General features: G+C 62.4%; 17 protein-coding genes. 11 read left to right on the forward strand and 6 right to left on the reverse strand.

Annotated elements, in window-relative coordinates; translation table 11 throughout:
* Window positions 1–14: 14 nt before the first annotated feature.
* The 6 genes from SKZ59_RS05430 to SKZ59_RS05455 form a co-directional block, all read right to left on the reverse strand.
* A complete protein-coding gene (locus SKZ59_RS05430) occupies window positions 15–1,244 on the reverse strand; it encodes a DUF2325 domain-containing protein (RefSeq protein WP_319991026.1) in 1,230 nt (409 codons plus the stop codon).
* A 38-nt stretch (window positions 1,245–1,282) separates the two neighbouring features.
* Window positions 1,283–1,609 carry a hypothetical protein gene (locus SKZ59_RS05435; protein WP_072452447.1) on the reverse strand — a complete coding sequence of 109 codons (327 nt, stop codon included), beginning with the start codon at window positions 1,607–1,609 and terminating at the stop codon, window positions 1,283–1,285.
* Window positions 1,610–1,694: 85 nt separating this feature from the next.
* On the reverse strand, window positions 1,695–1,892 hold the full coding sequence (hemP, locus tag SKZ59_RS05440; protein ID WP_034750559.1) for a hemin uptake protein HemP: 198 nt from the start codon (window positions 1,890–1,892) through the stop codon (window positions 1,695–1,697).
* Between the two features lie 251 nt (window positions 1,893–2,143).
* Window positions 2,144–2,950, reverse strand: coding sequence for a Crp/Fnr family transcriptional regulator (locus SKZ59_RS05445; protein WP_070221155.1), 807 nt, complete (start codon window positions 2,948–2,950; stop codon window positions 2,144–2,146).
* 337 nt (window positions 2,951–3,287) lie between these two features.
* A complete protein-coding gene (locus SKZ59_RS05450) occupies window positions 3,288–3,932 on the reverse strand; it encodes a response regulator transcription factor (RefSeq protein WP_034750556.1) in 645 nt (214 codons plus the stop codon).
* 155 nt (window positions 3,933–4,087) lie between these two features.
* Window positions 4,088–4,555, reverse strand: coding sequence for a universal stress protein (locus SKZ59_RS05455; RefSeq protein ID WP_319991027.1), 468 nt, complete (start codon window positions 4,553–4,555; stop codon window positions 4,088–4,090).
* A gap of 467 nt (window positions 4,556–5,022) precedes the next feature.
* Here SKZ59_RS05455 and SKZ59_RS05460 point away from each other — a divergent pair, with 467 nt between their 5' ends.
* The 11 genes from SKZ59_RS05460 to trpB all read left to right on the forward strand — a co-directional run bounded on the left by SKZ59_RS05460 (window position 5,023) and on the right by trpB (window position 18,135).
* Window positions 5,023–5,880, forward strand: coding sequence for a protein phosphatase CheZ (locus SKZ59_RS05460; RefSeq protein WP_034750552.1), 858 nt, complete (start codon window positions 5,023–5,025; stop codon window positions 5,878–5,880).
* Window positions 5,880–7,763 (forward strand): chemotaxis protein CheA, encoded by a 1,884-nt coding sequence (locus tag SKZ59_RS05465; protein WP_319991028.1) that lies wholly within the window; start codon window positions 5,880–5,882, stop codon window positions 7,761–7,763. Before SKZ59_RS05460 ends, SKZ59_RS05465 begins: the two co-directional genes overlap by 1 nt.
* A gap of 277 nt (window positions 7,764–8,040) precedes the next feature.
* Window positions 8,041–9,444, forward strand: coding sequence for a 3-isopropylmalate dehydratase large subunit (leuC, locus tag SKZ59_RS05470; protein ID WP_319991029.1), 1,404 nt, complete (start codon window positions 8,041–8,043; stop codon window positions 9,442–9,444).
* Between the two features lie 68 nt (window positions 9,445–9,512).
* A complete protein-coding gene (locus SKZ59_RS05475; protein WP_010400408.1) occupies window positions 9,513–9,635 on the forward strand; it encodes a lipoprotein in 123 nt (40 codons plus the stop codon).
* A gap of 51 nt (window positions 9,636–9,686) precedes the next feature.
* Window positions 9,687–10,334, forward strand: a complete 648-nt coding sequence (gene leuD / locus SKZ59_RS05480; RefSeq protein WP_058049067.1) for a 3-isopropylmalate dehydratase small subunit — start codon at window positions 9,687–9,689, stop codon at window positions 10,332–10,334.
* Between the two features lie 11 nt (window positions 10,335–10,345).
* Entirely contained in the window at window positions 10,346–11,416 is a 1,071-nt protein-coding gene (leuB, locus tag SKZ59_RS05485) for a 3-isopropylmalate dehydrogenase (RefSeq protein ID WP_319991030.1), read from the forward strand.
* A gap of 45 nt (window positions 11,417–11,461) precedes the next feature.
* Window positions 11,462–12,589, forward strand: coding sequence for an aspartate-semialdehyde dehydrogenase (gene asd, locus SKZ59_RS05490; RefSeq protein WP_072452459.1), 1,128 nt, complete (start codon window positions 11,462–11,464; stop codon window positions 12,587–12,589).
* 244 nt (window positions 12,590–12,833) lie between these two features.
* Entirely contained in the window at window positions 12,834–15,296 is a 2,463-nt protein-coding gene (locus SKZ59_RS05495) for a FimV/HubP family polar landmark protein (RefSeq protein ID WP_319991031.1), read from the forward strand.
* Window positions 15,297–15,369: 73 nt separating this feature from the next.
* Window positions 15,370–16,173: a tRNA pseudouridine(38-40) synthase TruA gene (truA, locus tag SKZ59_RS05500; protein ID WP_034750899.1), complete on the forward strand. Its 804-nt coding sequence runs from the start codon at window positions 15,370–15,372 to the stop codon at window positions 16,171–16,173.
* Between the two features lie 35 nt (window positions 16,174–16,208).
* Window positions 16,209–16,892 carry a phosphoribosylanthranilate isomerase gene (locus tag SKZ59_RS05505; protein ID WP_319991032.1) on the forward strand — a complete coding sequence of 228 codons (684 nt, stop codon included), beginning with the start codon at window positions 16,209–16,211 and terminating at the stop codon, window positions 16,890–16,892.
* Complete coding sequence (gene trpB, locus SKZ59_RS05510) at window positions 16,885–18,135, forward strand: tryptophan synthase subunit beta (protein WP_139248182.1); 1,251 nt, start codon at window positions 16,885–16,887, stop codon at window positions 18,133–18,135. The genes SKZ59_RS05505 and trpB overlap by 8 nt, the downstream gene beginning before the upstream one ends.
* Window positions 18,136–18,210: the final 75 nt, after the last annotated feature.

Consider the following 18,210-nt stretch of genomic DNA (forward strand, 5'->3'; position numbering starts at 1 on the left):
ACGGAGGGGACTGCTTACGGCTGGATATCGGCCAGCGGCGCCGTGTCCATGTCGCCGCTCACTTCCTGCAAGCCGCGCGCCAGGCTGGAGATGCTGGGGTTGTCGATGAAGACGCAGCGTTTGCCCGTGCGCTTGCAATAATCCTTCACGCGCCAGTAGGCGCTGTGGCTGATGCAGCCCGTCTGGCAAATCACCAAGTCGGCCGCCGCCAGGCTCGAGTCGAGCAGGTTGGCATTGTCTTCCAGGCCCCCGTCGTGGTGGGCGAACTGCGCGCCCACTCGCTCGATCAGGGCGCGGTAGGTGGCGACATTGCCGCTGCGTCCGCCCACGCACAAGACGCTTTGGTCGACGAGGCGGATCGGCATTTTGAGCTTGCCGCTGGTCGGCACTTCCAGCTTCGGCGCCGGTGGCGGCGCGACAGCGGCCGGGCGCGGCTGGGCCTGTTTCAATTCCGCGATTTGCTGGCGCAATTCCTTTTCGCGCTCATCCATTTGCGCCAGGCGTTCGACCAGGCGCGTGCGCGATTCCAGCGCGGGGATGGCGGCCTGCAATTGCGCCAGTTCCGCGCGCAAGCCGTCGATCACGCTATCCTTGCCGATGGCCTCGGCACGCGTGCGCAGCAGCACGGCTTCCTGGCGTTCCAGCTCGCCCGTCTTTTCCATCAGTGCTGCCTGGCTGCGTTGTTGCAGCTTGGCCAGTTCCTGTGTCAGGCGCGCGTTTTCTTCCTGCAAGGCCGTAAATTTACCCATGTCGGCGCGCACGCAGGCGCCGGCCTGGTGCTGGATCATGTGCAGGTCGCGGCACATCTGCTCTTCCAGCTCGGCATCGCAGCGCGGGTGCGTCAGGCCGGCCCAGAAAGCGCCCGACACGTCGCCGTTGGCGACGGCCGTGCGCCACAGTTGCGCTACCTGCTCCGTGGTCTTGGCGCCGCGAAAGCGCAGGATCACGGGAGCGTAGCGGCGTTCGAGTTCCTTTTGCAGCGCTTCGGACAGGCGGTTGCGCGCGCCGCATTCCGTCACGGCGCCCACGTGCACTTCGTAGTCGTCGGCCAGCACGCGTCCGCCCGTCATCTTGCCCACCAGCTTGCGCAGGTAGCCCAATGGCAGGCCCACGCCGACCAGCGGGCAATGGCAGGTGTGCGACAGTTCCCACAGCCTGCGGCGGCGCGAAGCGAGCGCGGCCGTTTCCGTGTCGGCGTGGGCGCAATTGCTGATGACGGGCAGGGACTGGTCTTTGTCACACATGGCGGTATCCTGTTGGGCGGTGGAGATGTTGAAGAGAACTATTGCGGCAGGGGTGAAGCGGGGCGTCTGGCGCTCAGCATGCGTGCCAGGCGATCCAGCAAGGTGGTCTTCGGCGGCACGGGCTGGTGCAGCGCCACCAGGGCGGCCCATTGCTGCGACAGTTGCTGGCAAGTTGCTTGCAGCACGGGACTCAGGCCGGGCGAGCCGGCCAGCGCTTGCAGATGGCGTTCGATGACACCGGCCAGTTTCTCGCAGGGACTGCCCGCATGGTAGTGCGACATCAGGTGCAGCACGGCCGAGAGCAGCAATTCAGGCTGTTGGCCTTGCGGGGAAGAAAACATCGGGGAAGGTCGGTCGTGCGCCATCAAACACTCCTGTGCGGTGGTTTGGCTGGCTGCGCGCACGGGGCGCGACTGGCTGGCGAGTGTGGTGACTGGCTGCCGTGCTGCTTCAGGCAGTCAGGATCAGCTTGTTCAATTGGGTGACGCGCAGGCGATAGATCTTGCCGCTGTGTTCAATCTCCACTTCGCGGCCCTGCTGCAACAGGGCTTCGCTGGTGATGCGGCGCGCCGGCTGGGCCATGCTGACGGGAGGACGGACGTGGGCAGTAGCGGCATCCTGGATCAAGGCTGGTTTTGAGCTTTGCATGTTGGGCTTTCTTTATCTCAGTTGAGAATGATTCGTATTTGCATTATTGTTGAATGTGGCCCGAAAAGCAAGGCTTATTTGTGCGGAACCTGCGCTTTTTTATGGCAGCGCGACGCCTTGGCCGACGAGGTCGTTCAAAGGCGGCCGCTGGCGCGGCGTGGAGGGGCGGTGGCGGCAAAAAAGACCCGGCAAGGCGGTGCGCGCCTTGGCCGGGTCAAGCCTGTGCCAAGCTGGAAGAAAGCGGGATGGCGTTAAATCGTGGCCAGCAATTGGGCCGAGGCGGCCGCCGCAGCGGTGGTGTCGGCCTTGAGCTTGGCGGCGGCCAGCTGCTTGGCGCGCGAGCGCGAAGGCGGCAGGCGGCGCAGGGTTTTCAGGGCGTCAGGATCCTTGATGCCGATGGTGCGCTGGTCAACCGAGATCAGGCCGATTTCATTGAAGGCGGACAGGGTGCGGCTCACCGTTTCCAGGGTCAGGCCCAGGTAGCTGCCGATTTCATGGCGCGTCATGCGCAGGTTGAACAGTTTGCTCGAGTAACCCATCTGCGCGAAGCGGTCGGCCAGCGAGACGAGGAAGCGCGCCACGCGGGCTTCGGCGCTCAAGGCGCCCAGCATGCCGATCATCGCCTGTTCGCGCACCAGTTCGCGGCTCATCACGCCGTACATGACGTTTTCCAGTTCCAGGTGAACACGTCCCAGCGCCGTCAGCTTCTTGAACGGCAGCAGGATCAGGTCGCAGTCGGACAGGGCCACCGCTTCCGAGGAGTAATGGCGCGAGTGGATGCCGTCGACGCCCAGCATGTCGCCCTTCATGGGAAAGCTCAGTACTTGTTCATTGCCGAATTCATCGATGAGCACGGTTTTCAGGAAGCCCGAATTGACGATGTACAAGGTGTCGAACGGCTGGCCGATGGTGTGCACGCGCTGGCCCGTCTTGAATTGCACGTGCTGGAACAGCAGTTCGTCGGCGGCGATGGTGCAGGCGCTGGAGATATGCAGCAGGTCGCACACCTCCTTCAGGTTCGACCAGAGCCGCCCCTGGCGCTGGCGCCCTGCTTCCATCGGAGAGGAGGGGGCCAGCGATGGGGAGGCGGCGCGGGTTTCGGGCGTTTGCGTGGACAGCATGTTCATCTCCTGGTGACAGGTAGTTCAGAGTTGAATAACAGGGTGCGCAGGACGGCGGGCAGGGAAGGGGCGGCGCGCGTCCAGGCAGGTAAAGCTCAATTCGCTGACGACTTGCTGTGTGATGAAATAACTTCCCAGCAACTTGATTACTGGTTTCAGTATGCCAACAACCGTATCCAATTAATATCAGCAGTGGCTGAATATGGCAGTAGGAGCTGTGGTAGGTGAGGTAGGATTGTTCCTACTGTCGACGCGCGGGCGCGCGCCGCCGTGCTCAAGTCTTGAAGGGGGATAAGAGGCGGTGCGCCACGGCGTACTGGACCATTTCCGACAGCGAACTCATGCCCATCTTTTGCATGATGCGCGTCTTGTGCGTACTCACCGTCTTGACGCTCAGGTGCAGATTGTTGGCGATTTCCGTGATCGACTTGCCCGCCACCAGCAGGGAAAAGACTTCGAACTCGCGGTCCGACAACTGTTTGTGCAGCAAGCTTTCATTCGGCATCATGATGTTGAGCACGAGCTGCTCCGCCACCTCGGCGCTGATATACGGACGTCCCGACGCCACCTTGTGGATGGCGCCCACGAGCTGGGTGCCCGCGCTTTCCTTGGTCAGATAGCCTTGCGCGCCGGCGCGGATGGCGCGCACCGCATATTGTTCTTCCTCGTGCATGGTGAGGATCAGGATGGCCAGCTTCGGCGCCTCGCTGCGGATTTGCCGGATCAGGTCGACGCCGCTGCGGCCCGGCATCGACAGGTCGAGCAGCAGCAGGTCGAAGCCGCCCTGGCGTACGTGGTTGAGTACTTCAAAGCCGTCGATGGCTTCACCCACGATATCGATGTCCGGCGCGCCGTCAAGGATGCGCTTCAATCCTTCTCGCATGATGGTGTGGTCGTCGGCAATCACAATACGTATCATAGGCGGGCAATCTGGAGGCGTGAAATCTGCTCTGTCCGTCACCGGACAATCAAATGTTGAGAAACGAGAAACGTTGCCATTTTAACTGACGCGGCCGAAAATTTGCCTTTTTCTTAATGTGCCGGCAACGGCGGTCTCCGTGGTCATGTGACCCCTTATTCCGACGGTGGTTCCTTGATCAGCCTATGCACGAGTACCGGCAGTTTTGAGTGCGACAGCACCTTGTTGGTGACGCTGCCCAGCAGCAATTGCCCCCAGCCGCTGCGGCCATGCGAGCCCATGAAAATCAGGTCGCAATGCTGCAATTGCGCCACTTCCACGATTTTCAGGGCGGGGCTGTCGGAAAAGGCCGTCAAGCCCGTCGCTTCCAGGCCCCGCTTGGCGGCCGCGTCGAGGATGGGCTGCCAGTGGTCGGCGCCCGCTTTGCGCATGGCGATGCGGTACTCCTCCTCGCTGGGGTAGCTTGGCGGAATGATCTCGATGTATACCGGGTACTGGTATTCGGGCGCCACGTACACGGCAAGGATGTCGGCGTGCATCTGTTCGGCAAAGGCAACGCCGGCACAGGCCGTCAAGTTGGAGACGGCGGAGCCGTCCGTGGCGATCAGAATTTTCTTATACATGGCAGATCCTTTGACGGTGACTGAGCGCGCGCAACGCCTCTTATTGTAGACGCGGCGGCAGCATTGTATTCATGTAAAGACTTGATAATTATCAACACAACTGCACCTTCAGTATAGACAACATTGGCAGAAAGATCGTGTTTTAGCTGCAACGCTGTCCATACTGCGCTGTTGCGCGGGCGTCCGGAAGCAGGATTTGTTGTACTGCGCGTGGTCTTGCACGCACGCCAATGGTAGTATTTCAAAATACAACAGCAGGAACACTTATTTCCTGGTGGAAAAGCTCTTGTGGACCAGCTTTGCACCAGGAAGCGCGTTTTGAGATTTACCAACAGGGCGGCGCCCTGCTACACTCGCACCATCGCAGCGGTATTGCCTCAAATCATCTTAATCGAGAAATTGTGGGTATCAGTCTGTAAAACGCACAGTTCAGGCGGAATTTTGACAAATTATGGAGAAGCAGGGATATGACCAACGCCGCTGATGATTTCGACGCATTATTCGATGAAGTATCTGCGCAAAGTGCGGCCGCGGCTCAGCCCGCGCCTGCCGCCGCGCCCGCTCCCGCCGTGATTGCGGATGACGATTTCGACGCGCTGTTCGACTCCGTGTCGGCCAGCGCCGCCGTGCCGGCAGCCGCCGTGGCAGAAACGCCGGCCGCGCCGGAAGCGGCGCCCGTGGCCAGCGCCGATGCGCCTGGCGACGCGGCCGATCCCGTCGACCAGTCCGACAAGCCGATGTTCGAGCGCCTGGGCGGCATCGTGCGCCTGCTGCACGATTCGCTGCGCGAACTGGGCTACGACAAGGCGTTGACGGAAGCGTCGTCGCAGATCGTCGACGCCCAGGACCGCCTGGAATACGTCGCCACCCTGACCGAACAGGCAGCCAACAAGGTTCTGAACACGCTCGACGAAGGCATGCCGGCGCAAGATGTGCTGTCGAAGAAGGCCAAGGACATGGACAGCCGCTGGACGGCCCTGTTCGATGGCAAGCTGAGCCTGGAAGAATTCAAGGCCCTGGCCGGCGATTCGCGCCAGTTCGCGCAAGCCGTTTCCGAAGCAACGGAAGCGGAAAAAGCGCGCTTGCTGGAAATCATGATGGCGCAGGACTTCCAGGACATCACGGGCCAGCTGATCAAAAAAGTGGTCAACATCACCAAGACGGTGGAAAACGAACTGGCCCAGCTGCTGCGCGACAACGCGCCGGCCGAAGTGCGCGAGAAACTGGCGCAAAAGCCGGTGCCGCTGATGCAGGGCCCGTCTGTGCCGTCGGTGGCGCTGGACCAGGATAATGTAGACGACCTTCTTGCGGATTTGGGATTCTAATGGACGATATGCTCAAGGATTTCGTCGTTGAGGCGATGGATCTTGCGGTTAATGTTGAAGAGCACTTGTTGCGCCTCGAGCGCGATCCTGACAACAAGGAAACACTGAATGCCGTGTTTCGTTCCTTCCACACCATCAAGGGCGGCGCCGGCTTCATGGGCTTGCCCGCGCTGGTGGCGGCCTGCCATCTGACGGAAAACCTGTTCGATGCCTTGCGCACGGGCGCCGCGCCCGTGACCCCGATCGCCATCGAGGCGGCGCTGCAAGCGTCCGGTTTCGTCGCCGACCAGCTGACGGAGCTGGCCAATGGCGCCGCGCCGGAAAGCTTGCCGGCCATGCCGGAAGAGCTGGAACACATCCTGACAAACGCCATCGAAGGCAAGGGCATGGACGCGCCTGCGCCAGCTGCCGCCGTGGCGGAAGTGGCCGCGCCCGTTGCCGAGGTTGCCGAAGTTGTTGTGGCCGCGCCGACCGCTGCCGTTGCCACAGCCGGCGCCGATGGCCTGGACTGGGAAGCCATGTACAACGCCGTCGTTCCAGAGGGTAGTCGTGTCGCAGCCGCGCCCGTGTCCGCCGCCGCTGCGCCTGCCGCCGTGGCCGCAGCAGCACCTGCCGCCGCTGCCGCCAAACCGGCCGCCAAGGCCTGGGATGGCGCCGAACGGCGCGAAGAGCGTCCGGAAGTACGCCATGCCGCTCCTGTCAAGGAAGACAGCATCCGCGTCGACGCCGTCAAGCTCGACGCGCTGCTGGAAGTGGCCGGCGAATCCGTGCAGGCCGCCAACCAGGCTGCCGTGCTGCTCGAACGCTTGCTGCAATTCAAATTCGAAGGCCAGGCCGCCACCCTGATGGCGACCTTGGCGGAAACCCTGGAACGCGCCTCGCGCTACTCGACGGAACTGCAGCGGGCCACCCTGGCCACGCGCATGCAGCCCGTCGGCCGCCTGTTCCAGAAATTCCCTCGCCTGGTGCGCGAACTGGCGAAAGACCTGGGCAAGGATGTCGAGCTGACCATCGAAGGCGCGGAGACGGAAGTCGACCGCGTCGTCGTGGACAGCCTGTACGATCCGCTCGTGCACATGCTGCGCAACTCGCTCGACCATGGCGTCGAATCGCCGGAAGCGCGCCTGGCTGCCGGCAAGCCCGCCAAATCGTATATTTCGCTGAAAGCCTGGCAGGAAGCGAACAGCGTCATGATCGTGCTGCAGGATGATGGCAAGGGCATGGACCCCGTCTTCCTGCGCAGCAAGGCCCAGCAAAAGGGCTTGATCAGCGAAAACGCGCAACTGAGCAACGACGAATGCTTCCAGCTGGTGTTCCTGCCGGGCTTCTCGACCAAGGAAGTCGCCTCCAGCGTTTCCGGCCGCGGCGTGGGCATGGACGTGGTGAAAACGGCCGTGGAGAAAAACCGCGGCGCCATCCATATCGAATCGTCGCTGGGCAAGGGCACGAAGTTCGCCATCCGCCTGCCGATCGAATTGTCGATCGTGCCGACCATGCTCGTGTCGACCTCGGGCGCCGCGCTGGCGCTGCCGATGGCGGTGGTGCAGCGTGTCGTCGAATTGCCGGAAACCTTCATGGAAGTGGGCGGCGCGCCCGTGCTGAAAGACCAGGGCCGTCCATTGCCCGTGCGGTCGCTGGCCGGCTCGCTGGGCTACGAATCGTGCAGCGAGCGCGTCGGCATCGTTGTCGCCGCGCCACAGCCTTATATTCTGGCCGTGGAAGCCGTCGATGGCACGGCCGACCTCGTGATCAAGCCGATGACGGCCATCACGGTGGAAGGCATTACCGGTACTGCCCGCTCGGCCGAAGGCGAGCTGGTGCTAGTCGTGGGCCTATCTTTCCTGATGGATGGTTGCAGGGGAAGTGTGCGCATGGCTGCCTAGAAACACCGGCACTGACACCAAGCCCGCTGCAGACCTCTGCAGCGGGCTTTTTTTTCGGCTTTTTTCGATTTTTATTCGCCCCGCCGGCATTTTGGCGGATTTTCGTATCAGCAATTTTTTCGTCATATCCGCAAAGCATGCCAAATTTTGTATCGCCTATCCCACGCTGGAGCGGCTTTTGGTTCTGCATTGCACAATATATGGCATAATCATTGCCGATCCCTTCGATCAGTACGACAGATCACTTACTACAGGCTGTGGCAACGCTGCATAAATCATGATGAAGACGCTTTACGACAAACTCTGGGAATCCCACGTTGTTCGGGCCGAAGATGATGGCACGACAATTTTGTATATCGACCGGCACCTGCTGCACGAAGTCACCAGCCCGCAAGCCTTCGACGGCCTCAGTGTGGCGGGCCGCCAGCCATGGCGCATTTCCGCCAACCTGGCCGTGGCCGACCATAACGTGCCGACCACGAGCCGCGTGGACGGCATTGCCGATCCGGTCTCGCGCCTGCAGGTGGAAACCCTGGACAAGAACGCCAAACACTACGGCTTGACCTACTTCAACATGAACGACAAGCGCCAGGGCATCGTGCACGTGATCGGCCCGGAACAGGGCGCGACCCTGCCCGGCATGACGGTCGTCTGCGGCGACTCGCACACGTCCACGCATGGCGCCTTCGGCGCGCTGGCGCACGGCATCGGCACGTCCGAAGTGGAACACGTGCTGGCCACGCAGACCTTGCTGCAAAAGAAATCCAAATCCATGCTGGTGCAAGTCGACGGCGCGCTGCCGGCCGGCGTGACGGCCAAGGATATCGTGCTGGCCATCATCGGCAAGATCGGCACGGCCGGCGGCACGGGCTACTGTATCGAGTTCGGCGGCTCGGCCATCCGCGCCCTGTCGATGGAAGGACGCATGACGGTGTGCAACATGGCCATCGAGGCGGGCGCGCGCGCCGGCATCATCGGCGTCGACGACACCACCATCAATTACGTCAAGGGCCGTCCGTTTTCGCCGGCCGGTCCGCACTGGGAACGCGCCGTTGCCTACTGGCGCACCCTGCATTCGGACCCGGGCGCCCGCTTCGACCTCGTCGTCACCCTCAATGTGGCCGAGATCGTGCCGCAAGTGACCTGGGGCACGTCGCCCGAAATGGTGGTCGGCGTGGATGGCCGCGTGCCTGACCCTGACCAGGAAAAAGACAGCGTCAAGCGCGATGCGATGGAGAAGGCGCTCGTCTACATGAACCTCAAGCCGAACACGGCCATCGAAGACATCCGCATCGACAAGGTCTTCATCGGTTCCTGCACCAATTCGCGCATCGAGGATTTGCGCGCGGCCGCCGCCGTGGTGCGTGGCAAGTACCGCGCCTCGAACGTCACCCTGGCGCTGGTGGTGCCAGGTTCCGGCCTCGTCAAGGACCTGGCCGAGCGCGAAGGCCTGGACCGCATCTTCAAGGATGCCGGCTTCGAATGGCGCGAGCCGGGCTGCTCCATGTGCCTGGCCATGAATGCGGATCGTCTGGAGCCGGGCGAACGCTGCGCTTCCACGTCGAACCGCAACTTCGAAGGCCGGCAAGGGCAGGGCGGCCGTACCCACCTGGTGTCGCCCGCGATGGCGGCCGCGGCGGGTATCGCCGGCCACTTTGTCGACGTGCGGGGATTGCGATGACGGCAGGGACTGGCGCCGCTGGTTTACACTAGCGGTATCAGTCCCATCTTTCTTATCGAGAACTCATCATGAAAAAACTCTTCGCCCTCCTCATCGCCACCGTCATCCTGTCTGGCTGCAACACCGTCTCCGGCATCGGCCGCGATGTGCAGAAAGTCGGCCAGGTTGTCACTGGCGCCGGCGGAAAATAAACCGTGACGTGCGGGCGCCCTGCGCCGCGCGTCCTACCGAGTAGAAACAGCATGGATAAATTTACGATTTACGAAGGCCTGGTCGCCCCGCTGGACCGCGCCAACGTCGACACCGACGCGATTATTCCGAAGCAATTCCTGAAATCGATCCACCGCAGCGGTTTCGGCCCCAACCTGTTCGACGAATGGCGCTACCTCGACCATGGCGAGCCGGGCCAGGACAACAGCCGCCGTCCGCTGAACCCCGAGTTCGTGCTCAACGAGCCACGCTACCAGGGCGCTTCGATCTTGCTGACACGCAAGAACTTCGGCTGCGGCTCCTCGCGCGAACACGCGCCGTGGGCGCTGGATCAATATGGTTTCCGCGCCATCATCGCGCCATCGTTTGCCGACATCTTCTTCAACAACTGCTACAAGAACGGCTTGCTGCCCATCGTGCTGTCGGAAAGCCAGGTCGAGCACCTGTTCAATGAAGTCAAGGCTTTCCCCGGCTACAAGCTGGTGGTGGACCTGGAGCAGCAGTGCGTGCGCACCAGCAATGGTTCCGTGTCGTATCCGTTCGAGATCGACGCCTTCCGCAAATATTGCCTGATGAATGGCCTCGACGATATCGGCCTGACCCTGCGCCACGCCGACGATATCCGCGCCTTCGAAGAGCGGCATCTGCATAATCAACCCTGGCTCGCCAACGTCATCTAATCGATAAAAATATGAAAATTGCAATCTTACCCGGCGACGGTATCGGTCCTGAAATCGTCGCGCAAGCCGTCAAGGTCTTGCATGTGCTGGGCGAATCGTTCGAACTGGAAACGGCGCCCGTGGGCGGCGCCGGCTATGCGGCCCATGGCCACCCCTTGCCGGAAGCCACCCTGGCGCTGGCGAAAGCGGCCGATGCCGTGCTATTCGGCGCCGTCGGCGACTACCAATACGACAACCTGGAGCGCCAGTTCCGCCCCGAGCAAGCGATTCTGGGCTTGCGCAAGAACCTGGGCCTGTTCGCCAATCTGCGTCCGGCCATTCTGTATCCGGAACTGGCGGGCGCCTCGACCCTGAAGCCGGAAGTGGTGTCCGGCCTGGACATTTTGATCATCCGCGAATTGACAGGCGACATCTATTTCGGCCAGCCCCGCGGCGTGCGCGAGTGCCCGGACGGTCCGTTCAAGGGCCAGCGCGAAGGCTTCGACACCATGCGCTATGCGGAAGGCGAAATCCGCCGCATCGCCCACGTGGCGTTCCAGGCTGCGCAAAAGCGCGACAAGCGCCTGACCAGCGTGGACAAGGCGAATGTGCTGGAAACCTTCCAGTTCTGGAAAGACATCGTCACCGACGTGCACAAGGAATACCCGGACGTGGCGCTCGACCACATGTATGTCGATAACGCGGCCATGCAGCTGGTGCGGGCGCCGAAGAAATTCGACGTCATGGTGACCGGCAACATGTTCGGCGACATTCTGTCGGATGCGGCCGCCATGCTGACGGGTTCGATCGGCATGCTGCCGTCCGCCTCGCTGGATGCCAACAACAAGGGGCTGTACGAACCATCGCACGGTTCGGCGCCCGATATCGCGGGCAAGGGCATTGCCAATCCGCTGGCGACGATCTTGTCGGCCGCCATGATGCTGCGCTATTCGCTGAACCGCGCAGAGCAGGCGGACCGCATCGAAGGCGCCGTCAAGCAAGTGCTGGCGCAGGGCTTGCGCACGGCCGACATCCATGAAGCGGGCACGACTTTGGTCGGTACCGAGGCCATGGGTGATGCAGTTGTAAAAGCACTGGGATAAAATAGTCTAATGACGGCAGTCGCCGTCTCATCTTGAGGAATGGTAATGAAATTAGTTGGCTTGGTAGGTTGGCGCGGTATGGTCGGTTCGGTCCTGATGCAACGCATGCAGGAAGAGGGCGATTTCGCCCATATCGAACCGGTGTTTTTCACCACTTCGAACACGGGCGGCTCGGCGCCGGCCATGGCGAAGAATGAAACCATCCTCAAGGATGCCAACAACATCGCCGAACTGTCCAAGTGCGACATCATTATTTCCTGCCAGGGCGGCGACTACACGAGCGCTGTCTTCCCGCAGCTGCGCGCCAGCGGCTGGAATGGCTATTGGATCGATGCGGCCTCGACCTTGCGCATGGAAAAAGACGCCGTCATCGTGCTCGACCCCGTCAACCTGCACGTCATCAAGGATGCGCTGGGCAAGGGCGTCAAGAACTACATCGGCGGCAATTGCACCGTCTCGTGCATGATGATGGGCCTGGGCGGCCTGTTCCAGCACGATTTGATCGACTGGATGACGTCGATGACGTACCAGGCGGCATCGGGCGGCGGCGCGCAGCACATGCGCGAACTGCTGACGCAGTTCGGCACCATCAACGGTTCCGTCAAGGCGCTGCTGGACAACCCCGCTTCCGCTATCCTGGAAATCGACCGTCAGGTGCTGGCCACCCAGCACGGCTATTCCCCGGATGAAATCAAGCAATTCGGCGCGCCGCTGGCCGGCAACCTGATCCCGTGGATCGACAAGGACCTGGGCAACGGCCAGTCGAAGGAAGAGTGGAAGGCGGGTGCGGAAACGAACAAGATCCTCGGCCGCGGCCTCGATTTCGGCACCAAGGAAATTCCGGTCGACGGCCTGTGCGTGCGCATCGGCGCCATGCGCTGCCATTCGCAAGCGCTGACCATCAAGCTGAAAAAAGACGTGCCGCTCGATGAAATCAACGACATCATCGCCAGCAACAACGAATGGGTGAAATTCGTGCCGAACACGCGCGAAGCGTCCGTGCGCGACCTGTCGCCGGCCGCCGTCACGGGCAGCCTGACGATACCCGTCGGCCGCGTGCGCAAGATGAGCATGGGCGGCGAATACCTGTCCGCGTTCACCGTGGGCGACCAGTTGCTGTGGGGCGCGGCCGAGCCGCTGCGCCGCATGCTGCGCATCCTCTTGGACGCATAACGACCATAAATTGCTGATCCAGATCAAGCCGGGGCTGTTTTCCCGGCTTTTTTTTCGTCCTGAGCCCGTCAAGGCTCAACCATGCGGAGCTTGCATAGCTCTGGGCATGATGATATGTTGATACCTCTGGAAAAGTAACAGTTTTCCCATGTCAACTAAGATGCCGCCAACTATGCCTGTACACACTCGTCCCCGGGTCGCCTCCCTTGCCATTAAAACACTCAGCAGCGCTGTCGCCTGTGCGGTGTTATTGTCACCGGCGGCATCCGCAGCCGAGCTGGGCAAGATTACGGTGCTGTCCGCCGCCGGCCAGCCGCTGCGCGCCGAGGTCGAATTATCGGCCATCAAGCCAGGCGAGGCGTCGAGCTTGCTGGCCAAGCTGGCGCCGCCGGACGCCTACCGCCAGGCCAACGTGGAATTCAATCCCGCGTTGAACGCGCTGACGTTTGCCGTGGAAAACCGCAATGGCAAGCCTTTCATCCGCATCAGCTCGGCGCAGCCGGTGGCCGAGCCCATGGTGGACTTGCTGCTGGAACTGAGCAGCAAGAGCGGACGCCAGGTGCGCGAATATGCGTTCGTGCTTGACACGCCGGAAGCGCGCCAGACGCGCGGCGCGCAAGTGACGGCACCGGCCGAACCGGGCAAAGGCAAGGCGGCCGCTGAAGCTGCCCCAGCCGCGGCGAAAAAACCGGCCGGCGAATACAAGGTCAGGACGGGCGATACCCTGAGCCGCATCGCCAGCGAACTGAAGCCATCGGGCGTGTCGCTCGACATGATGCTCGTGGCCCTGTACCGTGCCAATCCCGACGCCTTCAAGGGCGAGAACATGAACCGTATGCAGGCCGGGCGCATCCTGGCCGTGCCGGGCGCGGACACCGTGCGCGCCACCGGCGCTGCCGAAGCGAAGGGTATCGTGACGGCGCACGCCATCGATTTCGAAGCCTACCGCAACAAGCTGGCAGGCCAGGTGTCGCAAAGCAAGCCGGCCAAGGCGGCGGAAGCGACGCAAAGCACGGCCGGCAAGATCGGCGCGACCAAGGTACAGGAAAAGCCGACGGCCGTGAGCGAGTCGCAAGACAAGCTGAAACTGTCGAAGGCGGAGCCCGCTGCCAAGTCGGCCGGCAAGAGCGCGGTGGCCAGCGAGGAAGACAAGATCGCCAAGGCCAAGCAGGTCGATGAAGCGGCTGCCCGCGTCAAAGAGCTGGAAAAGAACGTCAGCGACCTGGAAAAGTTGATGGCGGTCAAGAGCAAGGCCATGGCCGACAAGAGCGCCCCGGCGCCCGCCAAACCGGCCGAGGTCGCCGCCAGCGCACCGGTTGTTGCCAGCGTGCCAGCCGAAGCCCAGCCTCCCGTGCCCAAAGCGAAGCCGGTGCCGTTGGTGAAAAAACCGTCGCCGCTGGAACCGACCATCACCGACAAGATCAATGACCACCTGGGCGCCATCGGCATCGGCATCGCCGCGCTGCTGGCCGCCGTGGCCGCGCTGGTGATCGCGCGCCGCCGCAAGGAGACGCCGCCGCCCGCCCAGGAAGATATCGCGCCCGTGTTCGAACCGGAAGCGCCCGTGATGCCGCCGTCCGGCCTGGCGCCGGAAGACCAGCAGTCCGAAGCGAGCAACCACCTGTTCGGTACGGGCGCCGCCGCTGCCGGCGTGGCCGCCGCGGCTGGCGCCAGCATGCTCGATGCGAATGAAACGGACCCCGTCGCCGAAGCGGACGTGTATATCGCCTACGGCCGCGATGGCCAGGCGGAAGATATCCTCAAGGAAGCCTTGCGTATCCATCCGGAACGCCATGCCGCCCGCTTGAAGCTGCTGGAAATTTATTCGGCACGCAACGACGTGCGCGCGTTTGAAGACCAGGCCAGCGAGCTGTACAGCCTGACCCGGGGCCAAGGCGAAGAGTGGCCGCAGGCGGCCGCGCTGGGCCTGGCGCTCGACCCCACCAATCCCCTGTATGGCGATACGGAAGACGACGCCGTCGTCAGCCTGAGCAAGGCTGCCGGCGACGACGTGCATGGCCACAGCATGGATTTGCCCGACGAGCCGCCAGCACCGCTGGCCGATCTGGCGCCGGCCGAGCCGGTGTCTTCCGTGGCGGCCCGCGATGCGCGCGATCCCCTCGATTTTGACCTCGACAGCCTCGATTTCGAGCCTGTTTCTACCACCGACCCGATCGTCATGCCGGGACCGGACAGCAAGCCGGTCTCCGCCGCGCAGGATGCGCAGTATGACGCCAGCATGGATTTCGGCCTGGACCTGGAGCCGCCTGCCGGCCCCGTCAATGGCGTGGGTGCCGGCCTGACGCCGCTGCCTGATCCGCTGAAGGATATCGACCTGGCCCATTTCGACCTCGACGAGCCCGTGGCGCCGGCTGCCGCGCCGGTCGCGGCGGCCGAGCCTTCCCTCGACAGCCTGTTCGACGATGCGCAAACGCCTGCCTCCTTGCCGGAAGCCATACCGCCGGCACAGGAATTCGACCTGTCCGGCATCGACCTGGATCTCAACGATGGCAAGACGGCCAGCGTGGGCGTGGACGACCCGCTGTCGGCCATCCACATGGAAATGGATACCAAGCTGGACCTGGCGATCGCCTATCAGGAAATCGGCGACAAGGAAGGCGCGCGCGAACTGATCGATGAGGTCATCAAGGGCGGCAGCGAAGAGCAGGTTGCCAAGGCTAACACAATGAAGGCACTCCTTAGCTAGCAATACCCGCCGGTGCGGCAGGCTGCCGCGCCGGTATAATGCTTCGATGCAAAATATTACGACAGCAACGCCATTGAAGCGTATCGTCCTCGGCCTGCAGTATGACGGCACGGCCTGGCATGGATACCAGAAACAGGAAGACGGGCAAACGGTGCAGGACCAGCTGGAAAACGCGCTGGAGCAGTTTGCCCGCGTGCGCCTGGCCACCACGTGCGCCGGCCGTACGGATACGGGCGTGCATGCGCTCGAGCAAGTCGTGCATTTCGATACGGAACTGAACCGCGACGTGCACTCGTGGGTGCGCGGCGTCAACGCCTTCCTGCCGAAATCCATCGCCGTGCGCTGGGCCAGGGAACTTGAAGGCGACCCGACGGTCAATGACTTCTTCCACGCCCGTTTCAGCGCCCGCGCGCGCACCTATCATTATGTGTTGTACAACAACGCCACCCGTTCGCCGCTGGTGGAAGGGCGTGCCGGCTTCTTTTTCCGCCCGCTCGACGTGGAACTGATGCGCCAGGCCGTGCAGCCGCTCTTGGGCTGGCACGATTTCACGGCCTTCCGCGCCGCGCAATGCCAGGCCAAGTCGCCCGTCAAGCTCATGCATGACATCCGCATCGAGCGGCGCGGCGATTGCGTCATTTTTACGATTACGGCCAATGCCTTCCTGCACCACATGGTGCGCAACCTGGTCGGCTCGCTCGTCTACATCGGCACGGGGCGCGAAAAGCCGGAATGGCTCGGGCATTTGCTGGAAAGCAAGGATCGCCATGCGGCCGCGCCCACCTTCATGCCGGATGGCCTGTACCTGGCGCAGATCGATTACGATCCGAAATGGGCATTGCCGCAAGACAGCAGCAGCGCCTTGCCCTGGTTCTGACGTTTTACTTCAAGCAATAACTTCAAGGAAAAGCCATGCCACGCACACGCATCAAGATCTGCGGCCTGACCAGAGTCGAAGACATCCACGCTGTCGTGGCGGCCGGCGCCGACGCCATCGGCTTCGTGTTTTATCCGCAGAGCCCCCGCTATGTGACGCCCGAACAGGCAGCTGCCCTGATCGCGACCACGCCGCCCTACGTGACGGCGGTGGGCCTGTTCGTCAATGCCAGCGTGGACGAGGTGCGGGCGACCAGGGCCGTTGCGCCCTTATCGATGCTGCAATTCCATGGCGACGAGACGCCCGAACACAGCGCCGCGCTGGCCGCGGCCGTGAATACGCCGTTTACGCAAGTGTTCCGCGTCAAACCCGACACCAGCTTTGAAGATTTGCTAGAATACGAACAGCGCTATCGCGCCGCCAGTCCCTTGTTTGCCAGCCTCTTGCTGGACACCTATGTGGATGCCTATGGCGGTGCAGGAAAGGTATTTGATTGGTCCCTCATTCCAAAAGAACTCGCGCCTCGGGTCGTTTTAAGTGGTGGCTTGAGCGTACAAAACGCGACTGACGCAGTGGTGCGCGTGCGCCCTTACGCCGTCGACATCAGCAGTGGTGTCGAAGCGTCCAAGGGTATCAAGGACGCATCCCGAGTCCGCGCGTTTATCGCCGCGGTGCAGGATGCCGATGCCATCATTGCCAGAGGAAACAACCATGAATGACCACACCACAGCGCCCGGCGCAGCCGCCGCATTGTTCCACGCCACCGATTACCCGTTTCCCGACCTGCGCGGCCACTTCGGCCCCTACGGCGGCTCCTTTGTTGCCGAAACGCTCACGCATGCGCTGGCCGAGCTGAAAGACGCCTACGCCCGCTACAGCGCCGACCCGGAATTCCTCGAAGAATTCCGCTACGAGCTCAAGCACTTCGTCGGCCGTCCGTCGCCGATCTATCACGCCAAGCGCTGGTCCGAGCTGGCCGGCGGCGCGCAAATCTATTTCAAGCGCGAAGACTTGAACCACACGGGTGCGCACAAGATCAACAACGTGATCGGCCAGGCCTTGCTGGCCAAGCGCATGGGCAAGCCGCGCATCATCGCCGAGACGGGCGCGGGACAGCATGGCGTGGCCACGGCCACCATCTGCGCCCGCTTCGGCCTCGAATGCGTGGTCTACATGGGCAGCGAAGACGTCAAGCGCCAGGCGCAGAACGTGTACCGCATGAAATTGCTGGGCGCGACCGTCGTGCCCGTCGAGTCGGGCTCCAAGACTCTCAAGGATGCGCTGAACGAAGCCATGCGCGACTGGGTCACCAACATTGAAAACACCTTTTACATCATCGGCACCGTGGCTGGCCCGCATCCGTATCCGATGATGGTGCGCGACTTCCAGTCCGTGATCGGCGAGGAATGCCTGGTACAAATGCCGGAAATGACGGGCCGCCAGCCTGACTACGTGCTGGCCTGCATCGGCGGCGGTTCGAACGCCATGGGCATCTTTTACCCGTACATCGACCAGAAAGAGGTAAAGCTGATCGGCGTGGAAGCGGCCGGCGAAGGCCTCGATACGGGCAAGCATTCGGCTTCGCTGACGGCAGGTTTCCCGGGCGTGCTGCACGGCAACCGCACCTATCTGCTGCAGGATGAAAACGGCCAGATCATCGAGACGCATTCCGTCTCGGCCGGCCTCGACTATCCGGGCGTGGGACCGGAACATGCGTGGCTGAAAGACTCGGGCCGCGCGCAATACGTGTCGATCACCGATGACGAAGCGCTGCAGGCTTTCCACGACTGCTGTCATATTGAAGGCATCATCCCGGCCCTGGAATCGTCGCACGCACTGGCCTACGCGGCCAAGCTGGCGGCCACCTTGCCGAAAGACCAGATTGTGCTGGCCAACCTGTCGGGCCGTGGCGACAAGGACATGCATACCGTGGCGGAGCGTATGGGACTCAACTTTAGCTGATCGTTAGCTGTTGACTACCGGGGTCAGACCCGCCGGGTCTGACCCCAGCCTTCAATTTCCCTCAGAAAAGAGATA

Source organism: Janthinobacterium sp. GMG2 (genome assembly GCF_033949445.1).
In the GTDB taxonomy this organism is placed as follows: Bacteria; Pseudomonadota; Gammaproteobacteria; order Burkholderiales; family Burkholderiaceae_D; genus Janthinobacterium; species Janthinobacterium aestuarii.

What these genes read in the sequence shown, in the direction of transcription:
- SKZ59_RS05450 (WP_034750556.1), bottom strand. Translation starts at nt 3,932, where the DNA reads ATGATACGTATTGTGATTGCCGACGACCACACCATCATGCGAGAAGGA.
- trpB (WP_139248182.1), top strand. Translation starts at nt 16,885, where the DNA reads ATGAATGACCACACCACAGCGCCCGGCGCAGCCGCCGCATTGTTCCAC.
- SKZ59_RS05460 (WP_034750552.1), top strand. Translation starts at nt 5,023, where the DNA reads ATGACCAACGCCGCTGATGATTTCGACGCATTATTCGATGAAGTATCT.
- SKZ59_RS05475 (WP_010400408.1), top strand. Translation starts at nt 9,513, where the DNA reads ATGAAAAAACTCTTCGCCCTCCTCATCGCCACCGTCATCCTGTCTGGC.
- leuB (WP_319991030.1), top strand. Translation starts at nt 10,346, where the DNA reads ATGAAAATTGCAATCTTACCCGGCGACGGTATCGGTCCTGAAATCGTC.
- SKZ59_RS05455 (WP_319991027.1), bottom strand. Translation starts at nt 4,555, where the DNA reads ATGTATAAGAAAATTCTGATCGCCACGGACGGCTCCGCCGTCTCCAAC.
- leuC (WP_319991029.1), top strand. Translation starts at nt 8,041, where the DNA reads ATGATGAAGACGCTTTACGACAAACTCTGGGAATCCCACGTTGTTCGG.
- leuD (WP_058049067.1), top strand. Translation starts at nt 9,687, where the DNA reads ATGGATAAATTTACGATTTACGAAGGCCTGGTCGCCCCGCTGGACCGC.
- SKZ59_RS05430 (WP_319991026.1), bottom strand. Translation starts at nt 1,244, where the DNA reads ATGTGTGACAAAGACCAGTCCCTGCCCGTCATCAGCAATTGCGCCCAC.
- hemP (WP_034750559.1), bottom strand. Translation starts at nt 1,892, where the DNA reads ATGCAAAGCTCAAAACCAGCCTTGATCCAGGATGCCGCTACTGCCCAC.
- SKZ59_RS05445 (WP_070221155.1), bottom strand. Translation starts at nt 2,950, where the DNA reads ATGGAAGCAGGGCGCCAGCGCCAGGGGCGGCTCTGGTCGAACCTGAAG.
- asd (WP_072452459.1), top strand. Translation starts at nt 11,462, where the DNA reads ATGAAATTAGTTGGCTTGGTAGGTTGGCGCGGTATGGTCGGTTCGGTC.
- SKZ59_RS05435 (WP_072452447.1), bottom strand. Translation starts at nt 1,609, where the DNA reads ATGGCGCACGACCGACCTTCCCCGATGTTTTCTTCCCCGCAAGGCCAA.
- SKZ59_RS05465 (WP_319991028.1), top strand. Translation starts at nt 5,880, where the DNA reads ATGGACGATATGCTCAAGGATTTCGTCGTTGAGGCGATGGATCTTGCG.
- SKZ59_RS05505 (WP_319991032.1), top strand. Translation starts at nt 16,209, where the DNA reads ATGCCACGCACACGCATCAAGATCTGCGGCCTGACCAGAGTCGAAGAC.